General features: G+C 34.5%; 18 protein-coding genes, 1 tRNA gene and 1 pseudogene. 4 read left to right on the forward strand and 16 right to left on the reverse strand.

Features of this window, described 5'->3' with window-relative positions:
- Window positions 1–48 precede the first annotated feature (48 nt).
- Window positions 49–1,590: a peptide MFS transporter gene (locus GTZ96_RS07525; protein WP_161642502.1), complete on the reverse strand. Its 1,542-nt coding sequence runs from the start codon at window positions 1,588–1,590 to the stop codon at window positions 49–51.
- A gap of 99 nt (window positions 1,591–1,689) precedes the next feature.
- The gene (locus GTZ96_RS07530; protein WP_161642504.1) at window positions 1,690–3,858 is read right to left on the reverse strand and encodes a S9 family peptidase; all 2,169 of its coding nucleotides are present in this window, start codon (window positions 3,856–3,858) and stop codon (window positions 1,690–1,692) included.
- A 180-nt stretch (window positions 3,859–4,038) separates the two neighbouring features.
- Here GTZ96_RS07530 and GTZ96_RS07535 point away from each other — a divergent pair, with 180 nt between their 5' ends.
- On the forward strand, window positions 4,039–5,355 hold the full coding sequence (locus GTZ96_RS07535; protein ID WP_161642507.1) for a hydroxymethylglutaryl-CoA reductase, degradative: 1,317 nt from the start codon (window positions 4,039–4,041) through the stop codon (window positions 5,353–5,355).
- 33 nt (window positions 5,356–5,388) lie between these two features.
- A complete protein-coding gene (locus tag GTZ96_RS07540) occupies window positions 5,389–6,309 on the forward strand; it encodes a GYDIA family GHMP kinase (RefSeq protein ID WP_161642510.1) in 921 nt (306 codons plus the stop codon).
- A gap of 579 nt (window positions 6,310–6,888) precedes the next feature.
- Here GTZ96_RS07540 and GTZ96_RS07545 read toward each other — a convergent pair.
- The 6 genes from GTZ96_RS07545 to GTZ96_RS07570 form a co-directional block, all read right to left on the reverse strand.
- On the reverse strand, window positions 6,889–8,988 hold the full coding sequence (locus GTZ96_RS07545; protein WP_161642512.1) for a peptidylprolyl isomerase: 2,100 nt from the start codon (window positions 8,986–8,988) through the stop codon (window positions 6,889–6,891).
- Window positions 8,989–9,095: 107 nt separating this feature from the next.
- A complete protein-coding gene (locus GTZ96_RS07550; protein ID WP_161642514.1) occupies window positions 9,096–10,355 on the reverse strand; it encodes a hemolysin family protein in 1,260 nt (419 codons plus the stop codon).
- Between the two features lie 3 nt (window positions 10,356–10,358).
- Window positions 10,359–10,553 carry a hypothetical protein gene (locus GTZ96_RS07555; protein WP_161642516.1) on the reverse strand — a complete coding sequence of 65 codons (195 nt, stop codon included), beginning with the start codon at window positions 10,551–10,553 and terminating at the stop codon, window positions 10,359–10,361.
- An 18-nt stretch (window positions 10,554–10,571) separates the two neighbouring features.
- Entirely contained in the window at window positions 10,572–11,126 is a 555-nt protein-coding gene (gene lptC, locus GTZ96_RS07560; protein ID WP_161642518.1) for an LPS export ABC transporter periplasmic protein LptC, read from the reverse strand.
- 42 nt (window positions 11,127–11,168) lie between these two features.
- A complete protein-coding gene (locus tag GTZ96_RS07565) occupies window positions 11,169–12,419 on the reverse strand; it encodes a hypothetical protein (protein ID WP_161642522.1) in 1,251 nt (416 codons plus the stop codon).
- Entirely contained in the window at window positions 12,412–13,146 is a 735-nt protein-coding gene (locus GTZ96_RS07570) for a type III pantothenate kinase (RefSeq protein ID WP_161642525.1), read from the reverse strand. Before GTZ96_RS07570 ends, GTZ96_RS07565 begins: the two co-directional genes overlap by 8 nt.
- Window positions 13,147–13,245: 99 nt before the next feature.
- Here GTZ96_RS07570 and GTZ96_RS07575 point away from each other — a divergent pair.
- Window positions 13,246–13,318: transfer RNA gene (locus tag GTZ96_RS07575), tRNA-Phe, on the forward strand.
- A 218-nt stretch (window positions 13,319–13,536) separates the two neighbouring features.
- On the opposite strand, the gene GTZ96_RS07580 is transcribed toward GTZ96_RS07575, so the two are convergent.
- The 4 genes from GTZ96_RS07580 to GTZ96_RS18290 form a co-directional block, all read right to left on the reverse strand.
- On the reverse strand, window positions 13,537–15,894 hold the full coding sequence (locus tag GTZ96_RS07580; RefSeq protein ID WP_161642527.1) for a glycoside hydrolase family 127 protein: 2,358 nt from the start codon (window positions 15,892–15,894) through the stop codon (window positions 13,537–13,539).
- A gap of 378 nt (window positions 15,895–16,272) precedes the next feature.
- Entirely contained in the window at window positions 16,273–18,885 is a 2,613-nt protein-coding gene (locus tag GTZ96_RS07585) for an alpha-L-arabinofuranosidase C-terminal domain-containing protein (RefSeq protein ID WP_207720160.1), read from the reverse strand.
- A 188-nt stretch (window positions 18,886–19,073) separates the two neighbouring features.
- Window positions 19,074–19,244, reverse strand: a complete 171-nt coding sequence (locus tag GTZ96_RS18285) for a RagB/SusD family nutrient uptake outer membrane protein (protein WP_161642530.1) — start codon at window positions 19,242–19,244, stop codon at window positions 19,074–19,076.
- Window positions 19,219–19,641 (reverse strand): RagB/SusD family nutrient uptake outer membrane protein, encoded by a 423-nt coding sequence (locus GTZ96_RS18290; RefSeq protein ID WP_161642665.1) that lies wholly within the window; start codon window positions 19,639–19,641, stop codon window positions 19,219–19,221. The genes GTZ96_RS18285 and GTZ96_RS18290 overlap by 26 nt, the downstream gene beginning before the upstream one ends.
- Between GTZ96_RS18290 and GTZ96_RS07595 the strand changes: the two are divergent.
- Window positions 19,619–19,741: pseudogene (locus GTZ96_RS07595) on the forward strand (IS1595 family transposase); the annotation flags it as partial. The gene GTZ96_RS18290 and the pseudogene GTZ96_RS07595 sit on opposite strands and share 23 nt — an antisense overlap.
- Window positions 19,742–19,952: 211 nt before the next feature.
- On the opposite strand, the gene GTZ96_RS07600 reads toward GTZ96_RS07595, so the two are convergent.
- From GTZ96_RS07600 to GTZ96_RS07615, 4 genes are all read right to left on the reverse strand, one after another.
- On the reverse strand, window positions 19,953–21,440 hold the full coding sequence (locus GTZ96_RS07600) for a RagB/SusD family nutrient uptake outer membrane protein (RefSeq protein ID WP_161642533.1): 1,488 nt from the start codon (window positions 21,438–21,440) through the stop codon (window positions 19,953–19,955).
- A gap of 22 nt (window positions 21,441–21,462) precedes the next feature.
- Window positions 21,463–24,798 (reverse strand): TonB-dependent receptor, encoded by a 3,336-nt coding sequence (locus GTZ96_RS07605; RefSeq protein ID WP_161642536.1) that lies wholly within the window; start codon window positions 24,796–24,798, stop codon window positions 21,463–21,465.
- A gap of 147 nt (window positions 24,799–24,945) precedes the next feature.
- Window positions 24,946–26,061 (reverse strand): FecR family protein, encoded by a 1,116-nt coding sequence (locus GTZ96_RS07610; RefSeq protein ID WP_161642538.1) that lies wholly within the window; start codon window positions 26,059–26,061, stop codon window positions 24,946–24,948.
- A 76-nt stretch (window positions 26,062–26,137) separates the two neighbouring features.
- Window positions 26,138–26,746, reverse strand: coding sequence for an RNA polymerase sigma factor (locus GTZ96_RS07615; protein ID WP_235972896.1), 609 nt, complete (start codon window positions 26,744–26,746; stop codon window positions 26,138–26,140).
- Window positions 26,747–26,959 lie beyond the last annotated feature (213 nt).

The raw sequence follows: 26,959 nt of genomic DNA on the forward strand, positions 1-26,959 counted from the left end.
TTTATTTTATCTACAAATTTACACAAAAACAATACCAGTAAAACTAATTTAGCTAACACCATGCATTATTTTTTTCATCAAAGGAGACAACAGCAACATAATCACTCCCAAACCTATTGGAATAATTGTAAACAACAGGAAAAAAGTAGACAAACTGTATTGTTGACTAATCGTTTCAATTAATCCTCCCATAGAACCTGCTAATTTATTACCCATTCCTAAAAACAAATAATATACTCCAAACATAATTCCAATCCAGCTTGCCGGTACCAGCTTGCTGATATAAGACAAACTTACAGGTGAAATACACAATTCGCCCAAAGTATGAAATAAATAAGCCGCAATAAGCCAAACCATACTTACCCGTACAACTGAATCAGAAGTAATCCCCATACTTCCATAGGCTAAAAACCCAAAACCCAGTCCTAATAACGCTAGCCCCAATCCAAATTTCATTGGTCCTGAAATGTTGTATTTACTCTCCCACCATTTTGAGAAAAATGGTGCAAAACAAATAATAAATAACGAATTCAAAATCCCAAACCAAGAAGCAGGAACTTCAGTCTCAGTTGTTGAAAAATCTCTGTTAATTTTCCAGATTACAATCCCCCAAATAATAATAAAACTGAGTGACAAAATACTATTTCCTAAGGCGTATTCTTTTACTGTTTTTGAAAACAGTTTTAACAAAACATAACTAATTACTAGCAATGGAATAATAGTCAATAAAGCATCGGTGATTTTAAAAATCCAAGCCGTATTACCAAACAATTCCCGTTGTGTAAATTTTTCAGCAAAAATAGTCATCGAACCTCCGGCCTGCTCAAATGCAGCCCAAAAGAAAACAGAAAAAACAGAAAAAATTACTACTGCTATTATTCGATCTCTGATAATATTTGGAGCCGTATTTTCCTGAGCTTCCTTTTCTTTTGTTGCCAGTTTTGTTGCCGCTGTTGGAGGCAAACCGATAGTGCCAAAAATATTTTGCGTGAAATAAAATTGTAACATTCCAAAAAACATGAATATCCCAGCCAAACCAAAACCTAAACTCCAGGAAACTTTTTCACCAATATAACCGCAAAGCATAATCCCTAAAAAGGCTCCTGCATTCACTCCCATATAAAATAAGGAATACGCACCGTCTTTCTTTTCCGGATGTTTTTCATAAGCATTAGAAATAATAGATGTCATATTAGGCTTAAACAAACCATTACCAATCATCAAACAAGTAATACCAATGTATAAAAACGTTGGAGTTTCAACCGCCATGGAAGCGTGTCCCAATGTCATCACAAAAGCCCCAATAACCACCGCCCAACGATACCCTAAAAACCGATCGGCCAGATAGCCCCCAATAATTGGCGTAAAATAAACCACCATCGTATAGGTTCCGTATAAAGCCATTGCATCTTCCACGTTCCATTCCCAACCTCCTTTAGTCATTGAAGTAGTCAGGAACAACACTAACAAAGCACGCATTCCATAATAAGAAAAACGCTCCCACATTTCAGTAAAAAAAAGAACAAATAAACCCGCTGGATGCCCTAAAACGGAGCTTTTAAAAAAATTATCTTGAGTATCCTGATTCATAAATGAGATGTTAGTGGGTTGGTATTTCTAATGGTAATTTTGGGGAATTAAAAATTCTAATCCAAATATACTTCTAAAATTCAAACTTCTTAATTTGATTTATAGATTTTCCTTTATAAAATTAGTCATCTTATTAAACAATTGAATTCGGGTCATACCACCATAAATCCCATGATTGCAATCAGGATAAACTTGGGAATCAAATTGCTTATTCGCTTTAATTAATGCATTCATCATTTCCATCGAATTTTGTACATGCACATTATCATCGGCAGTACCGTGAATCAAAAGATATTTCCCTTTTAATTGATTGGCAAAATTAATTGGCGAATTATCATCATAACCACTGGCATTTTCTTGTGGTGTCTGCATGTATCTTTCAGTATAAACCGAATCATAAAATCTCCAATTGGTAACCGGAGCCACAGCAACGGCCATTTTAAAAATCGTATTTCCTTTTAAAAGACAATTGGAAGCCATGAATCCACCGTAAGACCAACCAAATATCCCGATTCTGGATTTATCGACATAAGGATAATTCCCAATAACTTTGGCAGCATCAATCTGATCTTCCACTTCGTATTTCCCTAGTTGTAATTGTGTTACTTTCTTAAAAGCAGCACCTTTAAAACCGGTTCCTCTACCGTCAACACAAACCACAATGTAGCCTTGTTGTGAAAGCATCAAACACCAATAATCGTCAACTGAGTTCCATTGATTAGCTACTTGCTGCGAACCAGGCCCAGAATATTGCGTCATAAAAACAGGATATTTTTTAGAAGCATCAAAATCTTTTGGCTTGATGATCCAAGCGTTTAATTCGTTTCCTTTCTCGGTTTTTAAAACAAAAAACTCTTTTGTTGGCAAATTATACTCTTTTAATCGGCTTACTAAAGCGGAATTGTTTTCAATCACTTTCAATTCTTTTCCCGATTTCACTTCATTCAAAGTATAGATTGTAGGCTGAGATACACTAGAAAAAGTGCGGATATAGTAATCAAAATTAGGACTAAAAGTTGCTTCGTTAGTCCCTAATTCATTAGACAAAGCCACTTTATTAGTTCCTTTCAATCCTATTTTGTAAACACCACGGTTAATCGAACCATTTTCGGTAGACTGGTAAAACGCTGTATTTGTTTTCTCGTCGAGTCCATAAAATTTTGTGATTTCCCAATTTCCCTTAGTTACTTGATTTTTTAATTTTCCAGTTTTATCATAATAGTAAATATGGTTGAATCCATCTTTTTCACTCGTCCAAATAAAACTATTGTCTTTTAGAAAAGTAAGATTATCGGTAACATCAATATAAGCCTTGTCTTTTTCATTCAAAACTACTTTTTTAGCCGCTGAATTTCCATCAATAAAAAGCAGGTCTAAATTATCCTGATGACGATTTAAAACTTGAGCTGACAACACATTCGCATCATTTGTCCATTTTATTCTGGCAATATAAAAATCAGAATAATTACTCAAATCCACCGTTTTTGAATCTTTCGACGCAACATCATAAATATGTAAAGAGACCTTCGAGTTTTTCTCGCCTGCTTTTGGGTATTTAAAAGTCTCCACTGCTGGATATAACTGTTGGTTGAAAACCGTCATTGAAAACTCAGGCACTTCCGACTCGTCAAATCGGATGAAAGCTATTTTTTTGCTATCTCCTGACCAATCAAAAGCACGAACAAAAGAAAATTCCTCTTCGTAAACCCAGTCACAAATTCCGTTGATAATCGCATTTTTATTTCCATCAGTCGTAATCTGCGTTGTTGTTTTTGATGCTAAATCATAAACATATAAATTGTTTTCTCTGGCAAAAGCAATCTTCTTTCCGTCAGGTGAAAAAGTAGGTTCCTGAATTTGGAAATCGAATAATTGTGTTAATTCCTTTTTCGAAATATCATACAAATAATAATCGGCAGTAAAGGAATGGCGGTAAATAGGATTGGAATTGCAAGCCAACAAGAGCATTTTTTCGTCCGAATCAAAAGTGTAACCATCAATCGCCGGCATCCCTTTATGATTTTTAGAATCTATAATAGTGGCTGTTTTTTGCAAACTGGCAAAATCGTACAAGTCAATTTGAGTGGACTGCGCCTGTTGATTGTAATTCAAAACCGTGTATTGATTGGATTTTTTTAACGAATGCAACTCATCCATATCCTGGGTTCGGTATGCACCTCGATAAATAGATTCAACAGTTATTTTTTGTTGTCCAAAAACAACAAAACTCAACAAAAACAAAACGAAGGAAAGCAACTTATGGTTCATAATTTGGGGTATAAATAAAATGTATTCAATTTTAATAAAAAAATCACAATTATCTCACATTTAATTAATTTAAATGCGCTTCACAAAATAACAACAATCCCATTTATTGACAGTAAATTAATGGCAAATAAAAAGGTGAAAACGTATCTTTGCGCCTCATTACATTATAATCGATTGAAAATGAATAAAGCCGTAGCAGGATTCTCTAAATTATCAAAAGAAGAAAAAATAAACTGGATAGCCTCAGCCTATTTTTCAAGTCCGGAAAATGCCATCCAATTATTAAAAAAATACTGGAATTCAGACGAAAAACTCCAAAAACTACATGATGAATTTATAGAAAACACTATTAGTAATTTCTATATCCCACTGGGTGTTGCTCCTAATTTTTTAATTAATGACAAGTACCACACTGTTCCTATGGCTATCGAAGAAAGCTCAGTAGTCGCTGCAGCTTCTAAATCGGCTAAATTTTGGGCAACAAGAGGTGGTTTTAAAACTACAGTTATCAATACTGAAAAAATAGGTCAGGTTCATTTTATCTTCAAAGGCGATGTTTCTAAACTGGAATTATTCTTTGTGCAAACCAAAGCTAAGTTTTTCTCGGAAACAGAAAATCTTACCAAAAATATGCAACAACGCGGTGGCGGAATTCTGGACATTACACTGGAAGACAAAACGATATTGTTACCCAATTATTTTCAGCTTCATGCAACATTTGAAACCAAAGACAGCATGGGAGCTAATTTTATCAACTCCTGTTTAGAGCAATTTGCCAATATTCTAAAATCAGAAGCACAGACTTACGAAATCTTCACCGAGGAAGAAAAAAACATCGAAGTGGTGATGAGTATTCTTTCGAACTATGTTCCTAATTGCATCGTTAGAGCCAAAGTTTCTTGTCCGGTAGAAGAATTGGCAGAAAAACACATTACGAATCCTCAAGCTTTTGCCGAGCGTTTTGTTAGAGCGGTACAAATTGCCGAAGTAGAACCCTTTCGCGCAGTAACACACAACAAAGGTATCATGAATGGTATTGACGCCGTAATCTTAGCTACAGGAAATGATTTTAGAGCTGTAGAAGCTGGAGTTCATGCTTATGCCGCAAAAAATGGTCAATACAGCAGTTTGTCTCATGCCAAAATAGAAAACGGTATTTTTAGTTTTTGGCTCGAAGTTCCATTAGCATTAGGAACTGTTGGCGGATTAACGAGTTTACATCCTTTGGTAAAACTTTCGTTAGAAATGCTCGAAAATCCATCTGCCAAAGAATTAATGGAAATCGTTGCCGTAGCAGGATTGGCACAAAATTTTGCTGCTTTGCGTTCCTTAACAACCACAGGAATTCAGGACGGACACATGAAAATGCATTTAAATAATATTTTGAACCAATTTGAAGCTACAACCGAAGAACGTCATTTGGTACAAAAACACTTTAAAAATCATGTGGTGTCGCATAGCGGAGTGGTAAACTTTATAGAAAGTCTGAGGAAATAATTATAGTAGAACGAATTCTAATTCAATTCGAAAATGAATACAAAAAAAACATTTTACAGCAACGGGAAATTATTAATTACCGCTGAATATTTGGTATTAGATGGAGCTAAAGCATTTGCATTGCCTACTAAATTTGGTCAAAATTTAAGCATCGAACAAAGCAATAATTCTGAAATAATCTGGAAAAGCTTTGATGCTGATGGAAGTGTTTGGTTTGAAGACAGCCTTTCGTTTTCAGAAATAAAAGAACCGATAGTTAAAGAAGATTCCGTAAAAAATACTTTAATAAAAATCCTTCATGAAGCTTACCTTTTAAATCCTGATTTTCTAAATCAAGAACCCGGTTATCAAATCACTACCGAATTGACTTTCCCTAAAAAATGGGGATTAGGCACTTCTTCTACATTGATCAACAATATCGCTCAATGGCTCAATATTAATGCATTTGAATTATTGAACAATAGTTTTGGCGGCAGCGGTTATGACATTGCCTGTGCGCAAAACAACAACCCAATTACATACCAATTAAAGCAAGGCAAGCCAAAGGTGGAAACCATTAGTTTTCATCCTAATTTTACCGACAACATTTACTTTGTGTATTTGAATAAAAAACAAAGCAGCAAAACTGCCATAGCCAATTACCAAAATAATAAATCCAGTGATATCGAAAAGAGTATTACCAAAATAGACAAACTAACTCAAGAAATCATTCACTCTAAAAGCAGTAATACCATGGCTGTTGCAATAGCCAAGCATGAAGCTACTATGAGTTCTATTTTAGAAACGGCTACTGTAAAGGAAAATTTATTTTCTGATTTTATGGGCGAAATAAAAAGTCTGGGAGCCTGGGGAGGCGATTTTATCATGGTGGTTTCTGAAGTCAATCCTATAACTTATTTTGCTTCCAAAGGTTTCAAAACTATCATTCCTTATAAAGACATGATATTAGAATAATACCAATGATTTCTTATAGATAATAATTTGTCTGTTCGAAGTCAATATTTTTAAGTCTACCATTCGTCTTCGCCTGTTCGAGTGTTTTATTAAAAAATGCGACAGCTTTTTTTAATAAAATGTATCGAGAAGTTTTTATCAAAAGTTAAAATTAGGTTTACCAACTTTCTTTTTTGCTTGATCAAAAAAGAAACAAAAAAATCAAGTCTTACGCTTCCTCGTCGGTCAAATTAGTTTTCGAATACTAAAAGAAAAGAACTCTCCGCCGCGGCGGATCAAACAGCTTTTCTTTTTACGTATTCTTCAAACATTTGACACTCGACTGCGGATGCTAAGGACAATTAAACTTCGGAAATAACAGCAATTCGATATAGTAATACCATTTAGAAATATAAAATAATCCAATTTTCCAACTCCCTCTCCTTTGGAGAGGGTTGGGGTGAGGTAAACAAAAAACTGTTTTATAATTCTAAATGGTATAATTTATATATTCGTTTTGTTTCTCAAAAAAGAACATAAAAAAACCGATACAATTGTATCGGTTTTTTTATGAAATTAAAAATTAATCTATACTAAAAACTAGTAATTAAATTGTTTTCTATTGTCTTTAATATCAGCAATATCTTTAAGAGCTGGCAACACTCTATTTACATCTCCAGCTGATTGTGCTTTTAATTTAGCAACATAAGGAGCAACATCTTTTAATGCTGGAGCCTTAACAATGCTTGTCGTTTTCACTACATAAACACCTGTGTTTCCTTCAATAGGAGCTGATAGTTTGTTAGCAGCTAAAGCAAATGCATTTCCTACTACTCTTGGCTCTTGACCAACACCACCATTTAATACCGGGTTTTCCAAAGTAACATTAGCTGCTTGCTCTACTTTAGATCCTGTAGCTTTTGCAATCGCTTCAAGAGAAGTAGCTGTCATTTTAGCTTTAAGCATTTCTGCTTTCTTAACATTTTTCAATTTAGTTTCGATGAATGGTCTTACTTGATCAATTGGAGCAAATCCAGAATCATCAATGTTTTTAACCGTTGCAATCACGTGACCTAAATTAGCCACTTCAAAACGTTTTACTGAACCTACTTTAGTATCATCTTCGAATGCCCATCTTACAATAGCTCTTTGATTTCCTAAAGCTCCAAATGTCTCATCCATTGCTTTTACTGAAACTGCAGGAGTTACAGTCAATTTCATTTCTTTCGCCACTTTATTGAAGTCTTTATCAGCAGCATCCATTTCGAATTTAGTTGCTTGTGTAAAGATTTTATCTGAAGTAGCTTCAGAAGCTTCTAATTTTTGAGCTACGGTAGCCAAACGAATTCCGTCTTGCTTATCAGTAACTTTAATGATATGGAATCCAAAAGGAGTTTCTACTAAACCAATTTGTCCAATATTGCTATTGAAAACAAAATCACTAAAAGGTTTCACCATTTGACCAGGTCCAAAATAACCTAAATCACCACCTTGTTGCGCAGATGAATCATCAGAATATTGGAATGCCAACATCATGAAACTATCCGGATTAGCATTAACCTGAGCCAATACTTCTTCTGCTTTAGCCTTAGCTTCTTCTTTAGTTCTTTTTTCTCTTTGATTAGGAACCTGAGCTCCTTCATAACTAATTAAGATGTGACTTGCCTTAGCATTTACACCTAATTTTTTCCCCAAAGATTTTGAAATACAATAGTAATTTCCAAAAACATAAGGACCGTAAACTGCACCTGGAGCTAAATTAAATAATTGATCTGCATCTACAGCAGGTAAATCTTTTTTAGCCACATAAGTAGAATCATAAGGAACATCTGAATTTGAGTTTACAAATTCAATTGCATTTTTAGTAGTTCTAAATCCTGCTACAGTATCGTTTTTACCAGTTGCCTGGTTGTACACCACACTACCTGCTAATAAAGCACTAATTTTAGATTTTACCTCAGCCTCATCTTCTTTAGATGCTTTATCTTCAATTAAAACGTATTCAATAGCACGAGATTCTTCTGCTTTGTATTTCTTTTCGTTTTTCTTCATGTAATCTAAAATCTCAGCATCAGTCACTTTTACATCACTGTCTTTGATTGAAGAATATAAAGCGCCAACATAAGAGAAATTAGCTTTATCCGCTTCCATCTTATATTTCAATTTACCCTCAGCTTTTGTAGTATAAGAAGCTGATTTCACTAATGTGCTGTAAATTTGGTATTTTGCATTTAGTTCGGCATCTTTTTCTCTTTGTTTCAAATATTCTGCTTGTGCAGGATTTGATTTAAAGTATTCTTTAAATTTAGCCAAATCAAACATTCCAGCAGCATTCAGGAACATTGGATTTTTACCAATATTTTGATCCGCTTTTAAGATTTCGATGATGTGTTTTTCACCAACTCTTAATCCTAATTTATCAAATTCAGAAGACAATAAAGCTACAGAAACTTCTTGTTCCCAAACTCTATTAGCTGCTGCTGTAGAAGTGATACCCTGACCACTTTTTTCAACATCACTTACTTTAAGTCTAAAATCCTCAAATGAGATATCTTTTCCATTGATGCTTCCTACATCTTTAGAGGTACTACTAAAACTACCACTTTTGAACAAATCACCAATAAGAAATGCAAATAAAGCTAGTGCAATAACTGCAATCATTAAAGCGGATCGTTGTCTAATTTTTGATAAAACTGCCATTTTTATTGTTGTTAATTTTATATTCAGTTTGCGAAAATACAATTATCTAGTTAATAATAATACAACTAACGTTTTATTTTAAAAGATTTTTTGTTTTTCTAAAAAAATTACTCTTTAAGAGTCATTTTCACTAATTCAATTTTTTTATTTGTTGCCTCTTCAATTACAAAATGATAGCTCCCAATGCCGATTACATCTCCTTTTTGAGGAATTTCTTTTGTAAAATCGACAATAAAACCGCCCAAAGTCCCATAAGAATCACTCTCTGGAATTTGCAGTTTATAAGTCTGATTTAAATACTCCACATCAAAACGTGTCGAAAAAAGATAAACACCCTCATCCAATTCTTTTTCGATTAACTCTTCATCCGAATCATGTTCGTCTTCAATTTCGCCAAAAAGTTCCTCTACAATATCTTCTACTGTAATGATACCCGAAGTTCCTCCGTATTCATCTAAGACCACTGCAACACTTTTTCGCTTCTTAATCAGCAAATCCATTACTTCTTTGATGTAAATAGTCTCAGGAACGTATTCAACCGAAATCACTATCGATTTGATGTGTTTTGGTTTTTTAAACAAATCAAAGGAATGCACATAACCTACAATTTCATCCAATGAATTCTCGTAAACTAGAATTTTAGAATAACCTGTCTCTACAAACAACTCTTTGATTTCCGCAACCGAATCACACAAATCAACTGCTACAATTTCTGTTCGCGGCGTCATAACATCTCTGGCCTTTACTCCAGAAAATTCGAGTGCATTTTGAAAAATTTGAATCTCCGAATCTACTTCTTGATCATCCTTTACCGTACTCATTTGTTCCGTAATGTAATTCCCTAATTCTATCTTGGAGAAAAACAACTGAATTTGATCTCCTTCGGTTCTGAAGAATTTTTTCAAAATAAAATCGGAAATCCAAATTAAAAATGTGGAAATAAAATAAAAAAGCAGATAGAATATATAAGCCGGAAAAGCAAAAAACTTAATTAACGTATTGGAATAAATCTGAAAAAAGACCTTCGGAAAAAACTCTGCAGTGAGCAAGACAATCATAGTAGAGATTACCGTTTGAATAAACAAACTTAAAACATCTGAAAAATGATAACTCAAAGATTTTACCCATTCCATTACCAGATCGCCCATAAAAAAGCCATAAACTACTAATGCGATATTGTTACCAATAAGCATTGCAGCAATAAACTTAGAAGGTTTCTCAGTAAGTTTAGTGAGTATTTTCGAAATAAAACCATCTTGTTTTTTTTCAATTTCAAGATAAATTTTATTAGAAGAGATGAACGCTATTTCCATCCCTGAAAAAAAAGCAGATAGTATTAGACATAGTATTATAATACTAACTTCCATAAACTACGATTTACGGTTACGGTCTTGCATTTTTTTCGCAAATCTTCTTCTAAAGAAAAACATAAAAACCGCTAAGCCCGAAATCAAAAGACTTAAAACAGGCGTTGCATCTACATCATTCCATTTTACAATAGCATCGTAAACAAAAAAAACAGCAAAAAGAAGATAAAGATAAGGAGTGTATTTTAAAAAACTCATAGTGTGTGAAATTGATAATTATTCGGCTGTTTGTACTTCGCCGGTTATTCTTTGGGAATTAATCACTTTAAAATCTTTACTGAAATCGATTCCCTGACCATTTGAAGATCCTTTCAAATCAGTAAATTTAAACTTTTTCTCTGTAAAAAACCATTCGTTTTTTTGATCGTAGTACAATTGTTCGGTCTCTAGCTTTTGTCCATCCTGAGAAACAATTTCTACTTTTCCCTGTAAATCAATAATATTTGTTTGCTTATAAGAAACAGCATAATTTGATGTCACGCGAGTTTGTTTGGCTTTATTATCATACAAAGTAACATCAATTCCTTTTGGAAATTCAGTAAACGGAAAATCCACAGTAGCATAATCCAGCATTTTAGGACTTAGCAATACTGCTTTTATCAAACCCGAATCGGTATATTTTAAATTCACATTATCAGCATCTCCTGTTGGAGTGAACTCAGTGAAATTAATTTTCTGTACTTTCTTAAAATTACTTTCGCACCCAAAAAACAGAGTCACGGCTAAGGCCATGACTACTGAAAATAGTTTATCTTTTTTAATTAAAAACATTAACAAATGATACTAATATAAATTATTACTCTCGGGCAATTATTATTCAAACTTTCTCTTAACAAACCATCTATCATTGAATGAAAGTCCTACACTCAATTTAGCATAATTTTCCTGAACCAAAGATGATGAAGTAGTTCCTCTTTTCCCTAATTCGAAACCAAAGTTGATATTAGAAAAACTTCCTGTAATAGGCAATCCTAATCCAAGACTAAAACCAGCATCTTTTATAGATTCAGAATCTACAACTAAACCTGTTTGCTCATATTTAATACCTGCTCTATAAACAATCCTTTTTGCATAATTTGAGAAAGAACCATAATTAGGAATAAAATAACCTCCTATGCTATACTTCATTGCTTTTTCATAAGAAGCTCTAGGTGTCGTATTATAAGTATTAGCCAAATCTCCTTCACTAGCAGTTATAAATTGCGCTCCAACTAACCATTTTTTAGACTCTCCAATTCCGAATCCAAGTTTTAATTCGCTAGGCAAAGTCAGGTTTTTTTCAAATTTCTCCTCATCAGTAGTTTCAACATCAGAAAAATCAAAACCAGAATTAAAAGATACAGTACCTAAGCTTCTAGTGTTATTAGATGCCAACTTGCTCTCCAGTTTATAACTCAAGCTACTGTAAAAATCCAGCTTTTTATTCAACTTGCCCTTATACATTGCTCCAAAATTGAAATTCACTCCAGACAAATCTGCAGAATTCACTTCTCTTGTTCCTAATGAAACGCCATTAACAAATTCTAAATTAGTTGTTTCAATTCTACCAAAATTATAATCTACACTTGCTCCAACATTAAAACTCGGAGTGATTTTATATGATCCTCCCAAAAAAGCTTTGCTCACCCCACCTGTTCCATAATTACGATTATTAACACCTCCTGCCTGATCTGAAAAAACCTGCATTTTATAACCTACAGAAGAATAAGGGATCAAACCAAAAGCTACTCCTAATTTACCAACAGGCAATCCGATAGCTAAATAATCAAAAGTGGTTCTTTTAGCTTTTTCAGAACCGGAATCGTTTTTTAAAGTGGTTAAATTATAAGTTCCACCAACAGTAAAGGTGGTCAATTTTAGATTAGAATAACTCGCCGGATTATCTAAATTAAGATGAATACTATCTTGTTCTACCTGAACCCCAGCCATCGAACGGCTTTCAATCGTCCCTTTAAACCTTACATCTCCAATTCCGTAAAAAGAATAAGGAGACGCAGTACCCTCCTGAGCAAAAGACACTAGTGATAAAAGCAAGCAAACGCTTGTTATAATTTTTCTAATCATTTTTGATTTTATATTGAAATGTTTGGTTCAAACTTTCTAATAGGAAATTTGAATTGGCAAATATGGTATTTTTTAATCGTTTAGCCAAAAAATCTGCATCGCCACCCGTTAAAATTATGATAATTTTTGTACAAGCTGCCTTATATTCATCTATAAAACCGTCAATTTCATAGACCAATCCGTTTACCACACCTGAATGAATAGATTCTGTAGTAGATTTTCCCACATAGTCTTTCGGACTTTCTACAGTCAATAACGGAAGTTTTGCCGTAAACTGATGCAAGGATTCATATCGCAACCGCAATCCTGGCGCAATGGCACCGCCCTGATACACATTGTTTTCATCGACAAAATCATAGGTAACGCAGGTTCCGGCATCGATTATCAATCTATTTTGATTCGGATACATCAGCGTAGCTCCCGCAGCCAGCACCATGCGGTCAATTCCTAAAGTTTTTGGAGTCCCATAATTATTGGAAAACGGAAAAGAATCTTCATTTGAAACAAAATGAACTTTAACCTGATCTTCGAATGCCAAAAAAGATTGTTTTTCGACATCTGCTACCGAAGAAACGACCAAATAAGCTATTGTTTCAAATTTTTCTAAAATATTTTTTATCTTTTTTTCAAGGGCTTTTTTATCAAAAACAAAACGCTCCAAAACGGTATCACCCTCAAAAACAGCCGCTTTAATTCGGGTATTCCCCACATCAACAGTTAATATCATATTTTGACTTTTGGTGTGGCGAAGGTACGAATAGATTTTTTCATAAAAATGTTTTGGATATATTAAAAATGGTTCTATATTTGCACCCGCAACAAGCACGGTACCTTAGCTCAGATGGTAGAGCAATGGACTGAAAATCCATGTGTCCCTGGTTCGATCCCTGGAGGTACCACAAAACCCGAATAGAAATATTCGGGTTTTTGTTTTATGGATTTTAGTAAAAATAGTTTTTGGCATACTGATGACACTGATTCAGTGGATAAAAACGGATTTTTTAATTTCTATCTGCGTAAATCTGTTGCATCCGTTTTATCTGTGTTCCAAATAAATATATAGCACAAAAAAACCTCCTGTTTCCAAGAGGTTTCATCCACAAATTATTATTCTTAATTATTTCATCAATCGTACTTCGTAAATACCTGTGATAGACGAATTCGGTTTGGCTTGAAATTTTACTTCCAGTAATTTTGCATTCGATTTTAAAATTTCGACTGGAATTTCGATCATTTTATCAATAAACTGATTGCCTTCTTTTCCATCCATGGCTATTGAAGCAATCAAAACTGAATTTAGATACACATCAAAATTTCTGTTTTTATCTGAACCAAAATAAGTGAATCTTAATTTACGTGCTTCCTGTTTTGGATTTTTCAATTCGTAACTAAAAAACCCTGCTCCGTTTCTATAATGACGTTCTTTATAAATTCCAGTATCGGTTTGTTCTCCTTTAAAATTATGATCGTTTTCCGGTTGCTGTTCTCCAGCCGTAACTAAATCTACTGTTACCGCTTCCAATTTCATTTTAGCATCTTCTCTTTCTTTCATCGCCGCTTGCAATTCAGGTAACTTTTCTTTTGTAGTATAAGGCCAATACAACATGTATCGCGCATCGTGAATTTGGAAAAAAGGCACCAATTGTAAATTCTTAAATTGCTCCTGATAGATAATATCTGAAGCAGAATAAGTAAATGGTTTGTTTTTTATTTCTTTTAAAGATTGTGCCAAATCATTTGAATTAGAAACCAACATTGGCGCTTCTTCAATTGGATAAATTGGTCCGTTTGCAATATGTCCCATTCGGCTTCCATCCGCTCTTAAACCTACTAAATTCGTCTCATCAGTAACAGCGGCTAAAACTATTGGACCATGTACAAAAGAAACCCAAGCCGACTTATCAGGAAGTTGTTCTGCGACATTGTGCATTGGTAAAACTACAGAAATCACATCTCCCGATTTCCATTTTCGATTAATCGTAACATAAGAATTCGCATCTTTTTCAATCGCTACTTCCTTGCCGTTTACCTTAATTTTCATTTCTCCGTTTGTTATCCAGGAAGGATATCTGAACTTAACAGCAAACTTTTGCACTTTTTTCAAATCCAATATAAAAGCCGATTGCTCTTCGAAAGGAAACTTGGTATTTTGCGTCAGTTTCAATCCTTTTTCTTTCCATTCTAAAGTAGAAGGAATAAAAAGATTCACATACAAATTAGTCGCATCATGGGCATAAATCATTTCGCCATATTTTCCATGATTTTCTAAACCAGAACCCACACAACACCAAAAAGATTCCTGCGGCTCCGAATACACACGGTAATGACGCGGGCGGATAGGCGTAAAATAAACAAATCCTCCATCCGGATGCTGCGATGACAAAATATGATTGTAAGTAGTACGTTCGTAATAATCCATGTATTTTGCCTGAGGATGCGCCAGGAACAAATGCTTACTCAATTTTAGCATATTGTAACTGTTACAGGTTTCGGGACCTTCTCTGGATTCTAACATCGATGAAAAATCATTCGAAGGATTAAAATGTTCTCTCACACTATTTCCTCCTATAGAAATGGTTCTATTTTCGACTACTGTTTTCCAAAAAAAGTTAGCCGCGTCCGCCCATTTTGCATCGCCTCCTACTTCGGCAACACGCATAAAACCAATCACCTTAGGAATTTGTGTATTGGCATGAATACCATTTAGCTTGTCTTCATCTTTTAACAAAGGATTCAAAATAGTCTTGTGCGAAAATTTTTCAGCCAGAACCAAATATTTTTTATCGCCCGTAATGGCGGCCACATCAGCAAAAACTTCGTTCATTCCGCCATGCTCACTTTTTAACATTAATTGGATTTGCTCATCCGAAAGATTGGCAACTAATTTCAAACACCAATCGGATAATTGGATTAGCATTTTTTTCGCTTTTTCATTCCCCGTTAGTTTGTAAGCATCCACAAGACCCGCATAAACTTTATGAACATTATACCAAGGCACCCATTTTCCGTTTAACGAAAAACCACCCGCATCAATCTTACCTTTAGCAATATCAGCCCATAATGCCTTGCTTCCAGGAACACCGCCTATATAGCCATCTCCATTTTTCAACTGACATTTTTCCAACCAATCCAGCATATAATCCAAACGTTCTTTTATTTGTTGGTTTCCGGTTGCGGCATACATCTCCGACAAAGCTGAAAGATAATGCCCGCCAATATGACCATCCAATCCTGTATTTTCCCAATTGCCATAATTGTCTTTTAAAGGCGTGATTCCAGCTTCTTTTAAATAAGGCGCCAGCAACCTATCGGCATCGAGTTCTAAAATATATTTCATATCCGTTTGCTGTGCCTTTTGAAAAGGACTTTCTAACAAACGAACTGAAGTTAACGGAAAACTCTGCAATTGCCCTGATTGACCATAAACAGCAGCGCTTAACGTAAGTAAAACAACTGACCATATATTGCTTTTCATTTTTTTTAATACCATATTTTTTTGTTTTTGGTTGGGTTAAAAAACAAACTCCTCCAAGGTTTGTTTCTAAATAATTAAATATATTTTTAGTCAGCCTGAGCCTGTCAAAGACCTCTTTAAAATAATAAGCAAACACTTCGACGAGCTAACAATGACGTTTTTATTAAAAGTAAAAATTAGATTTACTAATTTTCTTTTTTGCTTGATCAAAAAAGAAACAAAAAAATCAAGTCTTGCGCTTCCTCGTCGGTCAAATTAGTTTTCGAATGCTAAAAGAAAAGAACTCTCCGCCGCGGCGGATCAAACAACTTTTCTTTTTACGCATTCTTCAAACATTTGACACTCGACTGCAGAAGCTAAGGACAACAGAAAAGAAAATTATTTCGATTTTATGCGAATAAGTGTAAACGAATACGCTGGCATAACCGCCGAAAAATCTTCACTTACAGCAATGATATCCGTTTTTGGCAAAGCCGTTTTACTATCTGGTGTTCCAGTTAACAAGGTACGACTAGCTTGCAAAGCTGTTACTCCTAAGTTTTTCAAATTCAATTGAGTATTTACTTCAACAGGAAGCATGTTAACCAATTTCAAAATCAAATCATTGCTTTTACTATCGCGAACTACCGAAACTCCGATGCGTTTTCGAACCGACTCATTCCCATCAGAAAGCGTAATGTTATTTGGCAAATAAACATCTCCTGCATTATTTCCGTACATTTTTTGAACCTGATAACCCACAGTTGGTTTCACTTCCGAATTATTAAAATAGATTATATCCGGATTCCATTGTGTGCGACCTTCTTTGGCAAGCATTGGCGCAATCGAAGCCATACTTACCACATCGCCATTGCGTTCAATTGATGTTAAATATAGGGCTTCCGCCAAAGCAGTTTCGATATTATTGGGACGTCCCGGTAAAAATGCGGCATATTCTCCTAAATACACTTTCGCCTTAGAGCGATCATATTTATCATAAAAATCCTGATTATTAATAAACCAACCCACCGATTCATAGTAATGTTCATCCACCATTGGGATATTTAATTTATCGGCAAGAGCCCAACCTTCATTATAATCTGTCCCTTCATAAAATGGCCCAACGGTACCAATAACCGTAATTTCGGGATATTTTGCTTTCACAGCATTAAAAATCATTGTAAAACGTTCTTCAAAAATATCCGTAATCAAATCTTCATTTCCTATTCCAACATATTTAAGATTAAATGGTTTTGGATGTCCGGCTTCGGCTCTTTTCTTTCCCCATTTCGTATTCACATCTCCATTAGCATATTCAATTAAATCCAACACATCCTGAACATATTCGTCCATCTCACTCATCGGAATTCCGCCTTGTTGTCCTGCTCCTCCTACTCCTGAATTCTGACAAGGAACTCCCGCCGAAACTACTGGCAAAGGTGCTGCTCCCATATCTTCACAAAACTGAAAATATTCGAAATAACCCAATCCCATCGATTGATGATAACCCCAAAGATTGCGTTGTGGTTTTCTGGATTCTAATGGACCGATGGTATTTTTCCAATGATAAATATTCCCTAAACCATCGCCATGAGCGACGCATCCACCTGGGAAACGCATAAATTTTGGTTGAATGTCAGCAATAGTTTGAGCCAAATCGGCACGTAAACCGTTTTTACGTCCTTTAAATGTTTTTTGCGGAAATAACGAAATCATATCTAAAGCGATACTTCCCTGACTTTGAGGTACAATCTCTAATTTAGCATCAGTCACCGTTTTATTCGCAACTAAAACAGCATTGTATTTTTTCCAATTTGAACTGTTCGAAGTAATCGTAGTTTCGGCATATTTTTCTCCATTTTTACCTACTAAACGAATGAGTAGTTTTGTATTGGCTCCAGCCAAATTTCGACAAAATAATGAAAAATCATATTTCTCTGCTGCTTTCAAAGCGATACCATCAAAACCTTCATTACTGAAACCTTTTCCAATTTCAGTTGTTTTCAAAATAGCATAATGCTTATTATTTTCATGAATTGGCGAAAGCGAATCTATCGTAAATGTATTTTGTTTTCCTTCAACAGTCCAGGATTTAGAACTATTCCATGATTTATCGTGACCTTCCTTGTCACTCAAAGCATATTCAAAATCACGATTCTGAATCAACTCAGCATACAATCCTCCATCGGCAGCATAATTGATATCTTCAAAAAATACTCCCGTAAGCAGCTTGCTTATTTTTTTACTTTGTAAAGCATCTACTGTAATAGTTGCATTTAAGGCTTTAAGCGAAGCAAAACGAACATCATCCGTTTTTGAAGTTTCTCCATTTAATTGATTTTTATAAACCACTAATTGTTCCGCCTTAATCAAATCATTAACCACATCTGAGGAAACTTTGTGTACGGTTCCACTTTGAACAATTCCTGCAATTGCAATCGACTCTCTTAAATCAGAACGCTCGGAATCCTGAATTGTTTTTGTAGCAGCATAATTCACAAAATTGCTTGTGGTTACAGCAAATAATCCATTTTTAGAATTAACAGAACTCTTCCATGACACAGTAAAAATTCCGTTATTTTGAGAAACTATCGGTTTAAGACAATTATTATCCTGCATGACTGGAGGATAAGATTGACGTCCCCAGCTTATCAAATCCTTAGAAGCAGCATGGGCAAAAGTGCCGTCTTTATCGTTCAAACTCCATACGCAATGCCACATTCCGTCAGAAGCTTGAAAAAGATAAGGTGCTATCATCTTTTTTTGCGAACCCCATCTTCCATAATCAGAATATAAAAAATTATAATTCTGCCCTACCGAATGCCAATTTTTTCTATCGACACTCCATGCAAATTGTAATCCTGTTCTTCCCGATACATTTTCCGGTGTATAGGCAAATAAATATACTGAACCCGGATGGGCTAACTTTCTATTGTTGTTTGCAAAGGCCGGTAAGACCATTACAAGACTCATTATAAATGCAACAACATTCAGTTTCATTTTATTTTTCATTGGTTTTATTCTTTATAAAATTTTGATTGGAATTAACAAATGTAAAAAAAACATTTATTAATTCAGACTTTAATCATCTAAAAATCTCGACTATCAAACAAACTAAAAAAAACACCTCCAAATAGTACCAAACTATTTGGAGGTATTTCATTTATAAGCTTACTATTTTTATAAAACGAAAATAGAGCTTAGTTTGTATATTCTGGATTTTGCCAAGCTTTTTTCTGTGCAGCTGATAAATTAGAACCATCTTCATTTAACAAACCATCAATAAATGATTGTGGAATAGGACGAAGTTCGTGTTTATTTACTGTGATTCCAGCTGCTTCAGGATTAAACGCTTTTGCACGTGTAATCAAAGTCCCTGTTCGAGATAAGAAATGTTGCTAACTGTAAGCTCGATGCTGTCGTAGTAACAGGAAGTGTTGGGTTAGACAAATAATAAGTATTCATGTTCAGGTTCGAATTGATATAATTCGTAGCTGCTGTAGTTACATTTAAAGGATTGTTAACGAATGCTTGAGAACCGTCACTGTAGAAAGATCTGTTTTCTCCATTTTTCCATTGTGCTCTGGCACGAACAACGTTGATGTCACTCATTGCATTGCTATATTGTTCTAAACAAGCGTAACATTCAGCACGTATAAGAAATGTTTCTCCATGACGAGCCATTGTCACATCACGGTGTGTATCTCCTTTTTCTGCGTTACGAGAACCATCATCTGTTTTATTAATACCCGCAAAGAAATTACAAATAGGTTGGTTCTTAAATGAGTTTGTTTATAAGCTTAACAGAAGATATTTTGATGAAAAATTATTCGATAGACTAGTAATAGCAAGTATTACAGGGTTATGACTAAAAACGGACAATCAATGTAATTTTTAAAAAATTAATCTGTTTTAAATAATTATTAACAAATAAAAAAATCATGTGACAACTGCAAGAGTTTGCCACATGATCTTAGAATTTATTTTAAAAAAAGAATAAACCTCGAACTAACAAAAATCAAACCTATAACTGACACTGAAAAGTAATACAAATTGACTGATAGTGACATTTTTTTAAACTATTGCCAATTAGGATTTTGCACCAAAACATTGTTTGAATTTGTAACAAATGTTGAAGGAATAGGAAATTTACTGTTCTTATTATAATTAAAATTAGTTCTACCTAGATTATTCATAATACTGGTTGTATAACCCGGAACAACTTTTTCATAGCGAACTAAATCAAACCAGCGGTTGCCTTCAATAGCAAGTTCTACTCTTCGCTCTTTCCAAATAAGTTGACGCAATTGAGCCTTATCGGTTACAATGATTTGTGGCAATACACCAGCCTGCAAAAACGTTTTATTACCACGAGCTCTAAAACGCACCTGCTCCAGTGCATCCAATGCTTCACTGCTGTTGCCTAATTCATTGGCAGCTTCTGCATAAATAAGTAATAAATCAGCATAACGCAGAAATGGAAGATTAAGCTGTTGCTTAAAAAAATCGGCGTCAGGCCATTGTGTTGCCGGCCAAATCACTTTTTTATTTGCATATTGAAACCCGGTAGCCCAATTGATAGTACCTGTATAACCCTCAATAGTTTCACCCTTGTTAAAAACAGAAGCGGCTTTACGTGGATCATTAAGTTCAAAACTATTTACTAAATCATCCGATGGAGCAAAAAATGCACTCCCAAGACCAGATCCAGGAATTCCCTGAAATTCTACATAAGGATTTCTGGTCCGTCCAGCAATATTCTGATAGATATAATGTCCCGGCATCATACTCTCAACGGAATATTTTCCGTCGATAGCAAACAGATTTCTAAAGTTAGGGTCAAGACTGTATTCACCACTTTGTACTAACAGTTTTGCATACTTATAAGCATTAGTATAATCCTGTCTGTATAGATAAACTTTAGCCAATAATCCCAATGCTGTACCTTTCGTAACACGCCCTAAGTTGCTGGTTCCCCATACTTGTCTCGTAGGCAGATTTTCTATTGCATATTCAAGATCACTTATAATCAATTTGTAAACATCTTCCTGTGAGCTTTTAGGAATATTGAATTCGGCTGCTGTTGGTACATGATCACGTATCACTACATCTCCAAAAACATTTACCAAATCAAAATGCCAATATGCTCTAAAGTAACGCGCTTGCGCATTGTACTGCGTAGCTTTGCTGTCATTATACTTACTTGCTAACTTTAAAACCTGATTACAGTCATTAAGATACAGATACCATCTTTCCCAAAGACGCTCTATGTATATATTGGAAGGGTTATTAGTGAAGGTATAGGCCGAAGTAAAATTGACATCAGCAGTATTCATTTTTACATCATCTGAACAAAATTCATGTGATGTAAAATACATAGTTCCTAATCTGAAGAAACGCCAGTTGACTGAAGAATATACTCTGTTAAGGGCATCATCAATACTTTTTTCATCAGAAAAATAAACATCAGTAGTCAGCTGTGACTCAGGAGTAACATTAAGGGATTCATCACAGGAAACCAAAAGGATTAATCCAGCAATGGTTAAAATATATTTTAGCTTTTTCATGCTTAATGAGTTTTATTATTAATTAAAAATTAAGGTTCATACCAAATTGCATACTGCCTGAAATAGGAAATGAATTATAATCAAGTCCATCAGCTAATTCCGGTGTAAAGCCCTTGTACTTAGTAAAATACAACAAATTCGCTCCTGTCAAATAGAATCGTAATTTGCTTATTCCTATTTTTTCAGTAACTGAATCCGGCAGTGTATAACCAAGGGTTGCATTTCTCAATTTCACATAGTTCCCGTTGAATACCATAATATCTATGGTTCTGTTCATGTTTACAGATCCTGCAGCCAGACGCGGCATAGTTGCCCCAGTATTAGTAGGAGTCCATGAATCCAACCAATCTGTATGCATATTGTTGTTAGGCGAGGTAAAATCGTTATAAGAGTTATTCATCACCTTTGCCCCAAAACTTCCCATAAAGTCTAAACTAAAATCAAAATTTTTATACTCTGCATTCAAAGCAATACTTCCAGTGAATTTAGGAAAAGGATTTCCAATATTAGTCTGATCATCCGGAGTGATCTGACCATCACCATTAGTATCCACATAAATCATATCTCCTAATTTTGCCGCTGTATGGTAAGCTGTTTTTCCTTTACTTACTGCATAAGCATTCCAACTGTCAACATCAGCTTGCGTGCGATAAATTCCCTGAGTTTTGTAACCATAGAAATAATTAAAAGGCTGACCTTCTTTTATACGGGTTTGTAAATTTGTAGAGAATGTAGTATTGGTAGTAGTAAGGCCATTCCAGTCAACAACTTCGTTTTTAAAGGAACTACCAGTGAAGTTAACTCCATATTTAAAATTATTTTTGTTGTCCTGCCATCCTATCATTACCTCATATCCTTTATTTTGTACTGAACCAGCATTACTGTATGTCGGAGCTATACCTACTGAACCACCCTGTATAGGCAATATCATCAGTAAATCTTCTGTTTTTCGGTTAAAATAGTCAAATTCAAAAGTAAGTCTGTTATCCAGTGCGCTCATTTCCAAACCTAAGTCAGCCTGAATATTATTTTCCCATTTTACATTAGGATTATAATCATTTACAATACCTGCCGCAGGGTTAAGCTGACCGTTGAAAACTGCATGGAATTCATCACTCTGCGTAACTAATGCATAAGCTACATTATTAAAAATTTTGTCGTTACCAGTCATACCCCAACTTCCTCTTATTTTTAAGTTATTAAGCCAGCTTAGCTGTTTTAGGAAGCTTTCTTCACTGATTCTCCAACCTAAAGCTGCAGAAGGGAAATACCCCCATTTGTTATTTGGTCCAAATTTTGAAGAACCATCGGCACGGATTGTTGCCGTAAACAGATAACGATCCTTTAATGCATAATTAGTCCTGAACCAAAACGATGCTCTTGATGATTTTGTCGGCAGAAATACATTAACAGTTCTGTTATTTAAACTAGCTGAATATATAGAAGCATAATCCAGATTATCCACAGCATATTTTTTACCTGTGGCTCCCAGACCACGAAATTGGGTTGCTTCTGAACTCTGTCCGACAAGCAGATTTAGACGATTGCTTTCATTAATTTTTTTATCATAGGTTAGTGTATTGGTCCATAACCATGTATTATTAGTGCTATAGTTTTCAGTATAACTGTTTGGATTATTAAATTGGAATGAAGGATTTATACTGTATTGTGGCAAGAACTGGTCAAAACGTGTAAACATCCAGTCTTCTCCAAATGATGTCTTAAACTGAAGTCCGTCTATAATATCCCAACTTCCCCATAAGTCCCCTACAAAACGGAGATCATTTGTATTGGCATCCTTATTCAATTCTAATTCTGCAGCTGGGTTAATCAAATCATTATTCTGCATTGGATTCCATGCTCCCTGATTATTTTTAGGAATAATAAGTGGTGAACCTGAAAGAACAGAACGCACTGTTCTATAAGTCAATGCCTGACCTGTATTTGCGTTGCTAATATTGAAATTATGTCCGATTTTTATCTGACTATTAAGCTTATAGTCATTATTGATTCGTAAGGTCCAACGGTTATAATTTGTATTATTCCAAACCCCTTTCTGTTCAAAATACCCTAAGCTTATATTGTAGTTTACATTTTCAGTACCTCCTGAAGCAGATACCTGATGATCACTCATTAAACCCGTTCTGCTGATTTCGTCCATCCAGTTGGTTCCTTGTCCATACTGAGAAGGATTTGAGTAAGGCTGTGTTTGTCCGGCAGTGGATGCCACTGTATTCATCAGCGTCGCATACTCACTCCCATTGGCTAGCTTGTAATTATCAAGTACAAATTGACTTCCAATACTTCCTGAATAAGAAATAACACTTTTCCCAGATTTCCCTTTTTTAGTCGTAACCATGATTACACCATTCGCTCCACGGGAACCATAAATAGCAGTAGCCGAGGCGTCTTTCAATACGCTCATGGACTCAATATCTTTTGGATTCAACCAAGTCACATCATTTGTCATCATACCGTCTACTACATAAAGTGGAGAAGAATCACTATTGGTACCAATACCACGAATTCTAACTACAGGACTTGCTCCCGGTGATCCTGATGATACTACTGTCAAACCACTTTTACCTTGTAGTGCTTCCGCTGCGTTTCCTCCTCTAATACCGTTTATATCTTTTGCTTTCACCGTAGTAACAGCACCAGTAAGATCGGTTTTCTTCTGTGAGCCATACCCTATTACAACTACTTCTTGTAAAGCCTGAGAAGATTCTCTTAATGTTATTTTAAAATCTGTCTTATTTCCAATTGGAATTTCCATTGTATCAAAACCAATAAAAGAAACTACTAAAACTTTGGCTGCATCATCAACTCTAATGCTAAACTTCCCGTCCATATCAGTAGAAGTACTATTGCTAGTTCCTTTTACAAGAACACTTGCTCCAGGAAGTGAAAGTCCTTTAACATCCACAACCACTCCACTAAGCACTTTTTGTTGAGCTTCATTTACTGAAGCAGTAACATTATCTTCTGAAATTGCAGTTGTTTTTTGCAATATAATTTGATTACTAACAACTGTATAAGTAATATTAAGTGGTTTTAATATTCTGGAAAGCACTGCCGACAAAACTTCATTCTCTGCCTTAACAGTTACTTTTTGATCAAAAGAAACCATTCTAGAATTGTAAGAAAATTTAACGTTGGCTGATTTCCCCAGTTCAGTCAATGCTTTGTTTAAATTCACATCTGATATGGAAATAGTTACTTTGGTATCTAATTTCCCCTGTCCATTTAAGCTGTTTGCCATGGTTACAGTTGAAAAAATGAGAGCTAATACAAATTGGTATAATGTCATCTTCATGAGTCGAATTAGTAATCGTTGTTTTACTACGGTTTTTTTCATAATTTTGGTTTGTGTTATTAATACTATTTAAGGGTACTTAAGAAACATTTCAAACCCACTTTGCAGAGTGAGTTTAAAGCTTTTAGGCGTCGAAAATGTTGCAGCATTTCGACGCTTTTTTATTTTATTACATAGGCTAAATTTATTTTAATTACACCCTTTAGATAAAATGGTTATTTGATTTCCGTTCATTGTATAACTGGAATTATTACCAATACTTTTACATATAATTTTTAATTTTTCAGGCAAAGGTTGGTCACTTAAAGAAGTCGTTAAATGACATTTTTCTAATACCTGTTTTGGAAAATCTATTTCTACCGAATAGGCTTGTTCTATGGTTTTAAAAATTTGAGCCACAGGAATATCGGTAAACTCAAAACTTAACTGTTCAATACTTCGTATCGAACTACTCAAAGATTTATCTAGCGTAATATCAGTAATCTTATTAAAAGTCTGATTTTTACGAACGAAACGAAGTGCTTGATTAGGCAACAATACTATTTCTTCCTGAGATGAATTTCGGATGGCTTTTTCCGACTTTACTTTTACCTTTCCTGTTCGCACTAAAACTTCTACATCTGATTGATTAGCATAGGCTTTTATTCGAAAACTGGTTCCTATCACCTTAGTAACAATTTCATTGGCATGAACAAAAAATGGTTTTTTAGGGTTTTTGCTAATTTCAAAAAAAGCTTCTCCTGACAAATACACATTTCGTTCATTACCCATAAAAACTTTAGGATAGCTCAACTTACTCTTAGGCTGTAATAAAACCGAACTTCCATCAGATAAGGTTACAATTTGTGGTTTATTCGAATTATTAATTTGTTCTAACAAACCATTATCATCTGTATTGGCAACTATTTGTTCGTAATAAGAATTATTATTTTTGCTAACAAAATAGTTATCATAAACATAGAAAGAAAGTAAACCAAAAACCAAGATTGCAGCAATTTTTCTAAACCAAGTGGTTTTCCACAATTGGATTAACTTTTGCTCCATTTTACTCTCTTGTTCTATTTTTTCAATTTTCATCCAGGTGCTTTGTAATGCTGCATCTACTTGTTCCTGAGACAAATCATGCTCTGGAACCTTCATTGCTAACAACCACAAACGAGCTTCTTCAACTAATTTTGCACGTTTAGGATGCTCTAAGGTCCATTCTTCCCAACAATTTGAATCTTCTTTTGACCTCATCCACAATCGGAATGACTCGTCAGCCAAAAAATCTTCTATTTCTCTATATTGATTACGTTCTTTCATTTTTAAAAGTGTTTCTGCTATCTAAAAGGACAACCACTATGTTACATACTCACTAACTCGTAACTTTATTATTAATTTAAATCCAATTGGCTAACAACATTAAAAGCAAAGCCATATTTCCCTTCCATTCCTTACGAATATTTACCAAAGCTCGATGCAATAAATTATTAGCCGATTGATAATTGACATTTAATATTTCTGCAACTTGGTCTACATTCAAACCATGATGATATCTTAAATACAAAGCCTCTTTTTGCCTGGCTGGCAAAACATTTAATACCTTGTTAAGATGCGCTACTTTTCCAGCAGTCAACTCATCAGAAATCAATTGTTGTTCTATCGAAAAATCAAACAAAAAATCAATGGCATCTACTGACTTTGTTTTATTAAAAACTTTATCACGCTGCTGCAAACGCACAATACGCTTGCGCACACAAGACAACAAATAAGCTTTTACCACTACTGTATCACTAACACTATTTCTATACACCCATATATCAGTAAAAACATCCTGAACACAATCTTGAATCTTTTCAGAAAATGGAGAAAAAGTATTCCCATACTGAATCAAGTAACTATAGTATTTTTTAAAAAGTGTCGAAAATGCTTTTTCATCTCCTGCCTTCATCTCTACCCATAGCTCATTGTCATCAAGAACTGCGTTATGTAAAATTTGATTTTTCAAACTCAAAAGATTAATGATTATTTACTATTCATTTTCATGAACTTTTACTCTTCTTTTTTTCCTTATTTAAAAAAGAGTTGCTATTGATCACAACAACTCTTTTTACCAACTAATAATATGACTAACCAAAATCACATATAAGAAAATTTCTTTTATACATAAAGAACCGTTTTTTTATTATATACTCACTAAATTAAAACTTTTTTTTTACTT

The organism is Flavobacterium undicola (assembly GCF_009909155.2).
Classification (GTDB): domain Bacteria; phylum Bacteroidota; class Bacteroidia; order Flavobacteriales; family Flavobacteriaceae; genus Flavobacterium; species Flavobacterium undicola.